This window comes from Comamonas sp. DB36 (assembly GCF_057914905.1).
Window position 1 is genome coordinate 423,589 of sequence record NZ_CP196633.1, and the last position, 11,946, is coordinate 435,534.

Here is an 11,946-nt window from a genome sequence, read left to right on the forward strand (position 1 = left end):
AAGTTGGCAAGTCAATGAATGGCTCATCTCCTTGCCAATCGAGGCCGAAAAAAGTCTCACCCTTATTGCAAATATTTCTCAAATAGCGAATGCGCGATCAACGCGCAACCAACGTGACCCAGTACCCGCGCAGGCGGGTCGCCGCGTCCACCGGGTAGGTCGACACCAGCATGCTCAGCGCCCGTTCGGGCTCCGCCACCGGGAAGGCGCCCGACACACGTAGGTTGGCCACAGCGGCGTCGCAGCGCACAAAGCCTGGGTGCCACTGCGCCAGTTCTGCACAGAAGTCGGCCAGTCGCATCTTGTCGGCGAGCAACATGCCCCGCGTCCAGGCGACGACGCTGTCGTCGGCGGGTGTCACCGCCGCCACATCCGATGCTGTAAAAAATACCTGCTGCCCGGCCTGTAGTGTCAGCGGCGGCACAGAGCCATCGGCTCGCCGGGGCTGGATGCGCACCGCACTCTCCAGCACCGCGATATGGCTGCGCCCGTCCTCTTGGCGCACGCTGAAGCGCGTGCCCAACGCCAGCAACGTGCCCTCGGCCGTGACCACCCGGAACGGGCGGCCCAGCGGGTCGGCCGCGGTTGAAGCCAAAACAGCGCCGCAGCGCAAGTACAGCGTGCGCTGAACGCTATCAAATTTGACATCCACCGCCGTGGCGGTGCTCAGACTGAGCCGGGTGCCGTCGGGCAACGTCATATCAAGGCGCTCGCCCTTGGCGGTGTGGTGCCGCTCCATTGCAGCGTGGCGTCCGGCGAGTTGCCACGCAGCCCAGCCCACCGGGGCCACAGCCAGCAGCGCGGCCAGCCGGGCCACCGCAGCGCGCCGGTTGCTTGCCGCCGGACGGCTCAGTGCAGGCATGGCGAGCTGGGGAGGCAAGCCGCCCAACTTTTGCAGCAGCAGTTCAGCCCGGCTCCAGGCGCGGGCGTGTTCGGGGTCACTCTGACGCCAGCGCTCACAGGCGGCGCGATCGGCGTCGGTGACGCTGCTGTCGTTCAACTGCATCAGCCAGTCGGCCGCTTCGTCGAGTACCTGCGAGGCAATGGGCGCACTGCTCATGCCACCAGCTCCATGCATTGGCGGAAAGCCTGGCGCATATAGCGCTTTACGCTGGTGAGTGACACGCCGGTCAAAGCGGCGATGTCTTCGTATTTCATGCCCTCGAGCTGCGATAGCAAAAACACCTTGCGTGCCACAGGCTGCAGTGCATCCAGCATGGCGTCGATCTCGTGCAGCGTCTGCAGAATGATGGCGCGCTGCTCGGGCGACGGAGCTTCTGGCTCGGGCATCAGGGCCAGTGCCTCGAGGTAGGCACGCTCCAGTGCCTGGCGCTTGTACCAGTTGATGAGCACTCCCCGCGCCACCGTGGTCAAGTAGGCACGCGGCTCGTCGATGGTGACGGCGTTGCGCGCGGCCAAGATACGGATGAAAGTGTCTTGCGCCAGATCGGCTGCGTCGCACGGGTTGCCCAGCTTCTTGCGCAGCCATGCCTGCAGCCAGCCATGGTGGGCAAGGTACATGGTTTCAACAGCAGGAGCAGATGATGGTGGGCAGGACGGCACGGAACAAGGATCAGAACGAAAACGTAGCCAGCACAAGCAAGCCAGGAGCAGTCGGTCTCTATGCATCTGGCAGAACGTCTTCATTATAGAATGCGATTCATTCGCAATTAAAACGTATTGTGATGCACTGGTGCACGCCCTACTCTGCGCGCCCCATCCATCCTCACCTCCAGTGCCCATGCACCCGTGAACTAATTGGGTTTCGGCGCGCAGCAGGTGTTCCTCTTGGAAGCCGGTCCTGAAGAAACCCCGGCACACCAAGACGAGGTTCGTGAGGCCGGTACAATTCTGGCTCTCTCCTTCCCAGCAACAGGTCGGTCCTGACGATCTCAGCCAAGCCAGGAGTTCTCTTTCTGACATCCGGCTGAGGTGTGCCTGTGCCCGAGCACTATTACAGAGAACTGCTGCGGTATTTCACCCGCAGCGCAGGCGACCGCGATGTCGCCGCCGACTTGGTGCAAAGCGCCTACACCCGAATCTATGCCTTGCAGCGTGCTGGTGGGACGGTGCTGGATGCGCGCGCGCTGCTCTACCAGACGGCGCGTAACCTTGCGGCCAGCGGCGCGATGCGCCGGCAGACGGAACGACGGGTGCTGGATGCGCTCAGCTTGGTGGCGCCGACCAGTGCACCCTCGGCAGAAAGCACGGCGATGGCCCGTCAACAATTGGGCCTGTTCCTCCAGCGCCTGGAAGCCATGCCGCGAAAGCGCCGCGACGTGTTCATTCTGGTTCGCATCTACGGCTACAGCTACCGAGAAGCCGGGGAACACCTGGGCATGACAGAAACCAATATCGAACGCCACGTCATGCGAGGCGTCCTTGATTGCGCGGGCTATGCGCCATCGCGTTCCTGATGATGGAAGAGATCAAACACCATGGCATTTTCTGACCCCCCTCGCAAGAGGGTGGAAGCCGCCTTGCTGCTGGTGGGACGCATGCATCGCGCAGACCCTGACTCCGCCATGGCGGCAGCGCAGGAACTGCAACGCTGGCGTGCAGGCACGGCAGAATGCCGCGCCGCGCTGGAAACAGCCGAACGCCTCTGGGCCAGCACCGATGGCAGCTTCCTGCAATCGAGCGTGCCGCCGCCACAGGGTCAGGATTCTCGGCGCGCAAGGCGCAACACCCTGGGGCTGCTGGGCCTGGGAGGACTCGCTGCCATGTTGTGGACCGGCGGGCGCTGGTACTGGCAACAGCCGGTCTACGAACTGGCCCTGCAAACCGGGCACGCGCAGCAGCGCGACATGCGTTTGCCCGACGGCTCGGAGATCAGCCTGGCCCCTCACACGCGCACATGCATCGTGATGTACCGCGACCGGCGCGAGGTCAGGCTGGAGCAAGGCCAGATGCGCTTCCGTGTGGCCCAGGACATCGAACGCCCATTCACCGTGGCCACCGAATGGGGCCGTGTCCGCGTGCTCGGCACTGTGTTCAGCGTCGGCGCGCGTGCAGGCCAGATGCGGGTGGAGGTTGCAGAGGGCCGGGTCGCGGTCTGGACCATGGACCGCATCGGGGCATCAACGGACCTGGAGTCGACGCCTTCCATCAACTTGACGGCTGGGGATGCCATGGAAGCGGATCAGAGCGGTCTGGTACATCGCCTGCAGGTGGCCGCCGAAAGCGTGGCGGCCTGGCGCAACGGATGGCTGGTGTTCCACAATACCCCATTGGATCAGGTCGTTGCCCAATGGAACGACTACCTGGCGCGGCCACTGCTGCTGGGCAGCGACCCGCGGCTCCAGCAACTGCGGCTCTCGGGGAGCTTCCCTCTGCGCCAACCTCAAGCCTTCCTGGCCGGCTTGCCCGATATGCTGCCAGTGCGCATTCAGCGCAACGCGACGGGCGATGTGACGGTGGAACTGCGTTGAGCTACATGCATCGTGCGTGCTCATGCGGCGTTGTTACAAAATAGCCAGAGAATTTTTGTCAGGGTTGGGGCCGCTCGTTGGTCTTCTGCGGGAACTCCTCTCAACGCAAGCCCTTTCCCATGCACAAAAATCATCCAGCAGCGCCGACCGAACCCTCATTTGACCGATCGCCCTTGGCCAAGGCTGCCTTGGTCTTGGCAGCGACAGTCGTCCTTTTCGCCATGGCACCCGTCGCCCAGGCACAGAACGCGGCGAGCGAGCCACGCGTGCCAACCGCCGTACCTGCGCAAGCCTTGGCACAGACGCTCAGTGCGTTGGCGCGACAAACGGGCATCGCGATTGGCGCCGATGCGGCGCTCTTGCAAGGCAAGTCGGCGCCCGAGTTGCCGGCCGGACTCACGCTGCAGCAAGCCATGGACCGGGTTCTGGCTGGCAGCGGCTTGATGGCCGTTCGCAGCGGCCCAAGCACCCTGTCCATTCGCCCCCAGGTGCCCGTGGGCCAAGGCGCAACTGCACTGCCGGCGGTGACCGTGACGGCCGCCAGCGACACGGAGACCGCCATCGGACCTTTGACTGGCTATGTGGCACGCCGCGCCATGGCCGGAAGCAAGACGGATACAGCCATCATCGATACGCCGCAGTCGATATCGGTCATCACCAATGACGAACTGCGCAGCCGCCAGGCTGAAACCTTGTCCCAGGCGCTGAACTACACCCCGGGCGTCACCACCCAGCCCACCAGCTTCAGCCGCACGGCCGACCGTTTCCGCATCCGCGGCATGGATGTGGAGTCTGCCAACGGCGGCTCCATGCGCGATGGCTTGCGGCTGCAAAGCAACTCCTACGATGGCATTCAAGAGCCCTATGGCTTGGAACGGGTGGAAGTGCTGCGCGGAGCGGCTTCGGTACTCTATGGGCAGCTGTCGCCCGGTGGCGTGGTCAACGCCGTCAGCAAGCGCCCCACGTCAGAGCCCATCCGAGAGCTGGGCTTGCAACTGGGCAACCACCACCGCCGCCAGTTGACGGCAGACTTCGCAGGCGCCGTGCCCGGCAGCGAAACGCTGGACTACCGGCTGACCATGCTCGGGCGCGACAGCCATACCGCAGATCGCTACATTCCGGACGACAAGCTGTACATCGCGCCCGCCCTCACCTGGCGGCCCAGCGCGGACACCTCGCTCACCTTGCTGTCGTTCTATCAAAAGACCAACACGCGCTTCTCTGCCCCCTTGCCCTACCAACTGGTTGAGGGTGTGGGCAACGGCCCCCACACTATCGGCCGTGGCAACTTCATTGGCGAGCCCGACTACGACAAGATGAAGGGTGAGATGTTCACGCTGGGCTATGAGCTGAACCACGCGCTGAACGCCAGCACACGCCTGCACCACAGCCTGCGCTTCTTCGAGTCCAAGGTGAGCTGGAACTATCTGCAGGCACAGACGGGTGCAGCTGCCATTGCCGCAGCAGCCTCCACGGGTGTGCTGCGCCGCCAGTACAGCGACCGGCAGGAACACGCCAAGGGCCTGGCCTCCGATACGCGCGCGGAATGGAACGGCACGCTTGCCGGCGCCGAGCACAAACTGCTGCTGGGCCTCGATGCCTACCGCATGGACTATGACTCGCAGAACTTCCGCGCCAATACCTCGTCCCTCAACCTCGGCAGCTACAACTATGGCCAGCCGGTCGTGGTCAACCGCGACCCCGCACTGAACCGCGGCTCGCGCCGGAAAACCACGCAAGCCGGCCTGTACCTCCAGGACCAGGTCAACCTGGGAGACCGCTGGACCATCCTTGCCGGCCTGCGCCGCGACTGGGCACAGCAGGACCAGACCGCGCACCGCGACGGCAGCAACGCCGTGCAAAAGGACGACGCCACCACCTGGCGAACCGGTGTGGTCTACAAGGCGTCCAACGGACTCGCACCTTATCTGAGCTACAGCGAATCCTTCTTCCCGGTTTCGGTGTCCGAAGTGTCTGGCCAGAGTTTCCGGCCCACCAAGGGTAAGCAGTACGAGGCAGGCGTGCGCTACCAACCCGATGGCAGCCGGATGCTGCTGAGTGCTGCCGTGTACGAGCTGGTGCAGGACAACGTGCTGAAATTCGATGCCGGCCAGAACACCTATCGCCAGACGGGACAGGTGCGCTCACGCGGCTTGGAGCTTGAAGCCAAGGCCGACGTCTCGCGCGCACTCAGCGTCATCGCCTCCTATGCCTACACCGATGCAAGAATCATGCGCAGCACCGTTGCCAGCGAGATCGGCCAGCGCAGCGAAGACACGCCCTACCACCAGGCTGCCCTCTGGGCCGACTACAACTTTGCCTCCTGGGGCTTGCCGCAGCTGCGCCTGGCAGCAGGCGCGCGCTACAAGGGCAGCACCCGCGCATCAGGCATTGCCACGGCCATGCCCGCGTACACAGTGTTTGATGCGATGCTGGGCTATCGCTTCGACGCCCACTGGGACCTGAGCGTCAACGTGAGCAACGTCATGGACAAGAAGTTCACCAACTGCGAGTTCGCCATCTGCCACTACGGTGACGTCCGCCAGGTCAGCGCCAACCTGACCTACCGCTGGTGATGCCGCGGCACAAAGCCTCGCTGCGGGGCCGGCTGGTCGTCGCCCACCGACTCGCCGGCCTGACGCTGGCGGCTTTCCTGGTGGTGGCAGGGTTGACCGGCAGCCTCCTGGTGTGGAACACCGAGCTGGATGCGGCGTTAAACCCGCACTGGCTTCGGACCACGGCTTCCAACACCAGCGCCCAACCGATGGACGCGCTGGCGTTGCGCGACCTGGTCCAGGCAAGCCATCCCCATGCCTTGGCCATGCGTGTCCCCCTGGCGCAGGAGCCCGGCCATGTGATGGTGTTTCTGCTGCGCCCGCTGCCGGGCAAGGCGCCACTGGAGAACGACCAAGTCTTCGTTGACCCCTACAGCGGCCAGATCCTGGGAGAGCGGCGCTGGGGAGACATCACCCAGACGTGGCGCAACCTGGTGCCTTTTCTTTATCGCCTGCATTACTCGCTGGCCCTGGGGGTGGTTGGAACCTGGCTGCTGGGCCTGGTGTCGCTGCTGTGGATGCTCGATAGCGTCGTGGGTTTTGCGCTGACGCTGCCAGCAAGCGCGAAGAGCACCCAGCGCCCATGGCTGGGGCGATGGGCACGTGCCTGGAAACTGGAGATGCACAGCCGCTGGCGGGCCACGTTCGACCTGCACCGTGCAGGGGGCTTGTGGCTATGGCCCGTCCTGTTCGTGTTGGCCTGGAGCAGTTTTGCCCTCAACTTGCCGCAATGGCACGATCCACTGCTACGGGTCTTCAGCATGCAGCAGCCCGGTACGGCAGATATCCCACGTCGCGCCAAGCCCTTGTGGCAACCCGCGCTTGACTGGAGGGCCGCGCATCGGCGCGCCCAGGTCCTGATGCAACATCAAGCCACGCTGCACGGCTTTTCGGTACGCGCAGAGAGTTCTCTGGCCTACGATCCCTGGCGCGGGCTGTACCGCTACGATGTGCGCAGCAGCCTGGACATCAAGGACCGCGGCGGCAGCACCCGGCTGTTTCTCGATGGCGACAGCGGCACCTTGGTCGCCACGTGGTTTCCGACAGGGGCGGCAGCGGCCGACACTTTGATCAATTGGATCAGCAACCTGCACATGGCCGCGGTAGGTGGAGCGGCATACCAAGTGGCCATCACCTTGTGCGGCGCAGGTATCGCCATGCTCAGCATCACGGGCGTGCTGATCTGGCTGCGCAAGCGGCAGGCTCGGCAAAAGCGTTGACGCATGTCTCGCCCGCTGTGAATGCCACAATGTCAAAGCACTTGCCCGACAAAGGAGCGCCTTACGTCGCCCGGCATACGCGGGCCTTTGCGCTGGACATCGGCTTGCCGTCCTTGTTCACGCCGGTTTGCTCACCGCAAAGCAACGGTACGGCCGAATCGTTTGTGAAAACCATGAAGCGCGATTACATCGCCTTCATGCCCAAGCCAGATGCGCGCATGGCCATTGGACTGCCCCCACTGCAGTAGACAAACGCCAGCCTCACGCCCGGGCACGCTCAAACGCCTCGGGACTGACTCCGCCTAGATGACTGTGGCGGCGTGACCGGTTGTAGAACACCTCGATGTAGTCAAACACATCGGCCCGGGCCAGATCCCGGGTCTTGTAGATGCGCTTGCGGATGCGCTCCTTCTTCAGGCTGCTGAAGAACGACTCCATCACCGCATTGTCCCAGCAGTTGCCCTTGCGGCTCATGCTGGGCTACAGCCCATGGGCCATGCAGAACCGCTTGAAGTCATCGCTGCCGTATTGGCTGCCCTGATCGGAATGTACCAAGACGGGCTGCGTAGGCTTGCGTCGCCAGACTGCCGCCAGCAAAGCATCCAGTGCGAGCTCACGGCTGAGCGTCGCCTTCATCGACCAGCCCACGACCTTGCGCGAGTACAGGTCCACAACAGCCGCCAGATACAGCCAGCCCTGCCAGGTACGGATGTACGTGATGTCGGTGACCCATGCCTTGTCGGGTGCGTCCACCGTGAACTGCCGCTGCAGATGGTTGGGCGCAATGATCGAGGGGCGCCCCGCAATGCGACATGGTGCTTGATAGCCCCGTACGGCCTTGATCTTGTACTTGCGCATGATGCGCGCCACGCGATGCTTACCGCAGCGCTCTCCCGCTTCTCGCAAGTCAGCAAACACCCGGCGTGCGCCATACACCCCATGACTGGCGGAGTAGGAGTGCCGGATCAGCTCCAACAGCCTATTTTCTTCACGCTGGCGCGCCGAATCAGGCGCATGGAGCCACTCGTAGAACCCTGCACGAGCCACCCGCAGGAGTCTGCACATCACGCTGACGGCAAACTCTTTGCGGTACTCGTTGATGAAGCGGTACTTCACTCGGGCTCCCTGGCCAAGTACCGCACGGCTTTTTTTAAGATATCCCGTTCTTCCTCGACACGGCGCATCTGGCTGCGCAGCCACAAGATTTCGCTCTTGGCTTCAAGCAGTTCCTGGGAATGCTGCTCGTATCTGCCGGGAGAAACGGCTTTGACTCATTTGTACAGGCTGTGTGTCGACACACCTAAACGGGCTGCAGCCTCTGCGACTGAATGGCCGCGCTCGATCACCTGTTTGACCGCTTCATCCTTGAATTCCGGTGTAAACCTCTGTGCGCTCATGGACTGCCTCCTATGCTCAAAAGATAGACCGGGTTTGTCTACCTGACTAGGGGCAGTCCAGTTTATTCCACTTGCTGTCAAGGCTGCACGAGCATACGAACATGTTGATCTCCACCATCTTGACGTTCGCCGAGGGTCCAAAGTGTTCGGCGATGCCAAGATGGGGCCGGCCCTCACAGTTCTGGAAATGCTGGAGCGTTCACGGGTGGGCCGATGAATTGCTGGGGGGATCGCCCGAGCCTCTGTATACTTCGCGCCAGTGTTCGCAACAAGTTTTACGATAAAAAACAAATGATTTACCCGACGCATGCGGCATTTTCTGCGCAACTGGGCACTGCTTTCGAGGTTTCGGGTGTGGCGGAGACTGGCGTGTCCCTGGAGTTGGGCGCGGTGAGCCAGACTGCGGCGGGTTCCTCGGCTTTTAGCCTGGTATTTTTCGGGGACGATGTTCAGCGGCTGGGCCAAGGCATTCATCTGTTCTCTCACCGAGAGTTGGGCGATTTCGATCTGTTCATCGTGCCGCTGGGACCGTTGCGCGCGAACGGACGCATGCAGTACGAAGCGGTTTTTAATTGATCCATGTATGAAAGCATCGTCTTCTATGGGAAATACCCCTGGGTTGAGCCGTCGCGGTTTCCTCACGCGCGGCAGCGCTGCAACTGTGGCGCTGGCTTCTGTATCTGCAGGATTGACTACTACGTCGGCCCTCGATGAAGCGTCTGCAACCTTTCCTGAAATGGGGGGCGCCGAACAGGCTTGCATGCGCAATTTCTGCCCGGCGGATTTTGCCGTGGGTCAGCTTTTCAACGTGGGCGCTGCAGGGCAGGCAACCATCTTGCGTCTGACTAGTATCACGACCTACCCGGGGACACTGGACAAACGCCCGGAAGCGGCCCGGGCCCAGCCCTTCAGCCTAGTGTTCGTGGCCATGAATGATCGTCCCCTGACGTCGCAAACCCACGAGTTCCACGGCGTCGACGGTCAGGCCTTCGCGGCTTTTTTGAGCGATATCGGTGACGTCAACCATCCGGCGGGCCGTCACTATGAAGTGGTGTTCGGCTGAAGCTGGCACCGCATTCGCCGATCCAACCCTGTCTTCGAGTGATCGCCACGCCTGCGCTTCGTCCATTGACTGCCGCCGATGCGGAAGCGGTGTATGCGCTTTATGCGTCAACGCGGGCGCAAGAAGTGGCGCATTTCCCCTTGTCTGCTGTCCAGCAAGAGCAGTTTCTGCGCATGCAGTCGAATGCGCAGCAGGCGCACTACGCGCGGCATTATCCAGGTGCATCGCTCGATGCGGTGGTGTTGCAGGGTCGCCTGATCGGCCGGCTGTGTGTCTGGCGCCAGCCGGGGGAGATCCGTCTGATGGACATCAGCTTGTTTCCAGACGCACGCGGCGCAGGGCTGGGGACGCGTCTGCTCGAAGCACTGATCGAGGAGGCCACTGGCGCCTCTTCCGTGCTGACCTTGCATGTTCACAGCGACAGCCGCGCCAGGGCGTGGTACCGCCGCCTGGGCTTTCAGGAAGGCCTGGATGATGGGGTCAATATTCCCATGTCGCTGGCCGCTAGATCAGACCGGCCGAGCGTCTAATTTTCGAATCACAGGGAGCCCACGATGGCAGAACCTTTCCTCGGCGAAACACGCATTTTCAGCTTTATTTTTGCGCCCAAGGGCTGGGCGCAGTGCAACGGGCAACTCCTGCCCATCAATCAGAACCAAGCCTTATTCTCGCTGCTGGGCACAACCTTTGGCGGTGACGGTCGCGTCAACTTCGCCTTGCCAGACCTGCGCGGTCGTGTACCCATTCATGTGGGCGGCGGGCACACGCTGGGGGAGCGCGCCGGCACACAGGCGCACACTCTGAGCATCGCCGAATTGCCCGACCACAAGCACCTTTTGCGCGTCTCCTCCGATACGGCGCGCCTGCAGGCACCTACGAATGCAGCTCTGGCGGGGGCCCCTTTCAACGCATATTCCAGCCCAGTAGTGAGTAACTCGGAGAATTTGACGTCCATGCACCCGGGCACCATCGGCACGGTTGGTGGAGGGCAGGCACATCTGAACATGCAACCTTTTCTGGTGTTGAACGTTTGCATAGCCCTGCAGGGTATTTTTCCCTCACCGAACTAGGACCTCACACCATGGCACAACCTTACGTTGGAGAAATTCGCATGTTCGCGGGCAACTTCGCGCCTGCGGGCTGGATGTTCTGTGAGGGACAACTTCTTCCTATCAGTGAATACGAGACCTTGTTCCAGCTGATAGGCACCACATACGGCGGCGACGGGCAAAGCACTTTTAGCCTGCCCGACATGCGCGGCCGGCTTAACGTGCACATGGGCTCGGGCTTTTCATTCGGCGAAATGGGCGGAGTCGAGGAGGTCACCCTGACAGTTCCGCAGATTCCACCCCACAGCCACCAGATCGTGGCGGCCGTGCCCGCGAATGCGCCGCCCACCGCGACCAATGCGACCAGTCCGTCACCCGTGAACAACCGGCCGGCGCTGGGCACTTCGAAAATCTATGCGGCCGCCTCGGTCACCCCCACGGCTGTGATGAATGTGGCGGTCATCACATCGACCGGCGGTAGCCAGCCTCACAGCAACCTGATGCCTTACCTCTGCGTGAACTACATCATCTCGCTGTTCGGCATTTTCCCGTCACAAACCTGAGGCACCCATGGCAGATCCTTTTGTTGCGGAAATCCGCATGGTCCCATTCAACTTTGCTCCCAGGGGCTGGGCGTTTTGCGACGGGCAGCTGTTACCTCTGTCGCAGAACACTGCCTTGTTCTCCCTGCTCGGCACCACCTATGGCGGCGACGGCATATCAAATTTTGCCTTGCCAGATCTTCAGGGGAAAGCGGCCATGCATCCCGGACAGGGGCCAGGGCTGTCGCTGCATGACCTCGGTGAGACGGGAGGAGCGGAAACCGTGAGTCTGCAGGAATCCGAGATGCCGCAGCACAGCCACAGTATCAAGGCGGTGGCAGCGCCGGGTACGGTGGTATCGCCTGCCGGCGCATCGTTCGCCCGTGCCCCAGGCACCGCTTCGCTGTATGGGGCGGCAAGCGGTATAAGCGGAAACATGTCCGAGGGCACGCTAGGCGCCGTCGGCGGAAACCCGCACAACAATATGCAGCCCTACCTGACCATGAATTTCATCATCGCTCTGCAGGGCGTTTTTCCGCCGCGCACCTGAGCGCACGCTGCCAGCCATGGCGAAGCTTCTGTGATAGCCGGCCTTCGCGCCGGCTTTTTTTCGCCATGAGGCCACCCTGGGCCGGCCGCCTGCACATCGGTGCTTGCCATCCGTGCCGGGGACTCTGTGCAAAGTCCCC

Annotated in this window: 12 protein-coding genes and 2 pseudogenes; 11 read left to right on the plus strand and 3 right to left on the minus strand. The window is 62.5% G+C overall.

Translation table 11 applies throughout. From position 1 onward, the window contains the following. Window positions 1-97: 97 nt before the first annotated feature. Window positions 98-1,060, minus strand: coding sequence for a FecR domain-containing protein (locus ACSVDO_RS26240; protein ID WP_489597533.1), 963 nt, complete (start codon window positions 1,058-1,060; stop codon window positions 98-100). Next, window positions 1,057-1,521: a sigma-70 family RNA polymerase sigma factor gene (locus ACSVDO_RS26245; protein ID WP_489597535.1), complete on the minus strand. Its 465-nt coding sequence runs from the start codon at window positions 1,519-1,521 to the stop codon at window positions 1,057-1,059. The genes ACSVDO_RS26240 and ACSVDO_RS26245 overlap by 4 nt, the downstream gene beginning before the upstream one ends. 419 nt (window positions 1,522-1,940) lie before the next feature. On the opposite strand from ACSVDO_RS26245, the gene ACSVDO_RS26250 reads away from it, so the two are divergent. The 5 genes and pseudogenes from ACSVDO_RS26250 to ACSVDO_RS26270 all read left to right on the plus strand — a co-directional run. After that, window positions 1,941-2,417 carry an RNA polymerase sigma factor gene (locus tag ACSVDO_RS26250; RefSeq protein WP_489597536.1) on the plus strand — a complete coding sequence of 159 codons (477 nt, stop codon included), beginning with the start codon at window positions 1,941-1,943 and terminating at the stop codon, window positions 2,415-2,417. A 21-nt stretch (window positions 2,418-2,438) separates the two neighbouring features. Next, window positions 2,439-3,431 carry a FecR family protein gene (locus tag ACSVDO_RS26255; protein WP_489597537.1) on the plus strand — a complete coding sequence of 331 codons (993 nt, stop codon included), beginning with the start codon at window positions 2,439-2,441 and terminating at the stop codon, window positions 3,429-3,431. Between the two features lie 221 nt (window positions 3,432-3,652). Next, window positions 3,653-6,007 (plus strand): TonB-dependent siderophore receptor, encoded by a 2,355-nt coding sequence (locus ACSVDO_RS26260; protein WP_489597539.1) that lies wholly within the window; start codon window positions 3,653-3,655, stop codon window positions 6,005-6,007. Continuing rightward, entirely contained in the window at window positions 6,007-7,206 is a 1,200-nt protein-coding gene (locus tag ACSVDO_RS26265; protein WP_489597540.1) for a PepSY-associated TM helix domain-containing protein, read from the plus strand. The genes ACSVDO_RS26260 and ACSVDO_RS26265 overlap by 1 nt, the downstream gene beginning before the upstream one ends. A gap of 41 nt (window positions 7,207-7,247) precedes the next feature. Next, window positions 7,248-7,430 (plus strand): annotated as a pseudogene (locus tag ACSVDO_RS26270) (IS3 family transposase); the annotation flags it as partial. A gap of 37 nt (window positions 7,431-7,467) precedes the next feature. Here ACSVDO_RS26270 and ACSVDO_RS26275 read toward each other — a convergent pair. Next, window positions 7,468-8,603, minus strand: a pseudogene (locus ACSVDO_RS26275) (IS3 family transposase). Between the two features lie 291 nt (window positions 8,604-8,894). Here ACSVDO_RS26275 and ACSVDO_RS26280 point away from each other — a divergent pair. From ACSVDO_RS26280 to ACSVDO_RS26305, 6 genes are read left to right on the plus strand one after another with little or no spacing between them, the layout of a single operon-like run. Then, the gene (locus ACSVDO_RS26280) at window positions 8,895-9,179 is read left to right on the plus strand and encodes a DUF6916 family protein (protein WP_489597542.1); all 285 of its coding nucleotides are present in this window, start codon (window positions 8,895-8,897) and stop codon (window positions 9,177-9,179) included. Window positions 9,180-9,186: 7 nt separating this feature from the next. After that, window positions 9,187-9,666, plus strand: a complete 480-nt coding sequence (locus ACSVDO_RS26285) for a DUF6916 family protein (RefSeq protein WP_489597544.1) — start codon at window positions 9,187-9,189, stop codon at window positions 9,664-9,666. Between the two features lie 38 nt (window positions 9,667-9,704). Then, entirely contained in the window at window positions 9,705-10,196 is a 492-nt protein-coding gene (locus ACSVDO_RS26290) for a GNAT family N-acetyltransferase (RefSeq protein ID WP_489597546.1), read from the plus strand. A gap of 24 nt (window positions 10,197-10,220) precedes the next feature. Next, window positions 10,221-10,736, plus strand: a complete 516-nt coding sequence (locus ACSVDO_RS26295; RefSeq protein ID WP_489597548.1) for a phage tail protein — start codon at window positions 10,221-10,223, stop codon at window positions 10,734-10,736. Window positions 10,737-10,747: 11 nt separating this feature from the next. Further along, entirely contained in the window at window positions 10,748-11,278 is a 531-nt protein-coding gene (locus tag ACSVDO_RS26300) for a phage tail protein (protein WP_489597550.1), read from the plus strand. Between the two features lie 7 nt (window positions 11,279-11,285). Continuing rightward, window positions 11,286-11,807 carry a phage tail protein gene (locus ACSVDO_RS26305; RefSeq protein WP_489597551.1) on the plus strand — a complete coding sequence of 174 codons (522 nt, stop codon included), beginning with the start codon at window positions 11,286-11,288 and terminating at the stop codon, window positions 11,805-11,807. The last annotated feature ends 139 nt before the right edge of the window (window positions 11,808-11,946 follow it).

Bases quoted from the DNA above. Each gene is read 5' to 3' on its own strand.
- ACSVDO_RS26300 (WP_489597550.1), top strand. From the start codon at position 10,748: ATGGCACAACCTTACGTTGGAGAAATTCGCATGTTCGCGGGCAACTTC.
- ACSVDO_RS26265 (WP_489597540.1), top strand. From the start codon at position 6,007: ATGCCGCGGCACAAAGCCTCGCTGCGGGGCCGGCTGGTCGTCGCCCAC.
- ACSVDO_RS26305 (WP_489597551.1), top strand. From the start codon at position 11,286: ATGGCAGATCCTTTTGTTGCGGAAATCCGCATGGTCCCATTCAACTTT.
- ACSVDO_RS26245 (WP_489597535.1), bottom strand. From the start codon at position 1,521: ATGTACCTTGCCCACCATGGCTGGCTGCAGGCATGGCTGCGCAAGAAG.
- ACSVDO_RS26295 (WP_489597548.1), top strand. From the start codon at position 10,221: ATGGCAGAACCTTTCCTCGGCGAAACACGCATTTTCAGCTTTATTTTT.
- ACSVDO_RS26280 (WP_489597542.1), top strand. From the start codon at position 8,895: ATGATTTACCCGACGCATGCGGCATTTTCTGCGCAACTGGGCACTGCT.
- ACSVDO_RS26285 (WP_489597544.1), top strand. From the start codon at position 9,187: ATGAAAGCATCGTCTTCTATGGGAAATACCCCTGGGTTGAGCCGTCGC.
- ACSVDO_RS26260 (WP_489597539.1), top strand. From the start codon at position 3,653: ATGGCACCCGTCGCCCAGGCACAGAACGCGGCGAGCGAGCCACGCGTG.
- ACSVDO_RS26255 (WP_489597537.1), top strand. From the start codon at position 2,439: ATGGCATTTTCTGACCCCCCTCGCAAGAGGGTGGAAGCCGCCTTGCTG.
- ACSVDO_RS26240 (WP_489597533.1), bottom strand. From the start codon at position 1,060: ATGAGCAGTGCGCCCATTGCCTCGCAGGTACTCGACGAAGCGGCCGAC.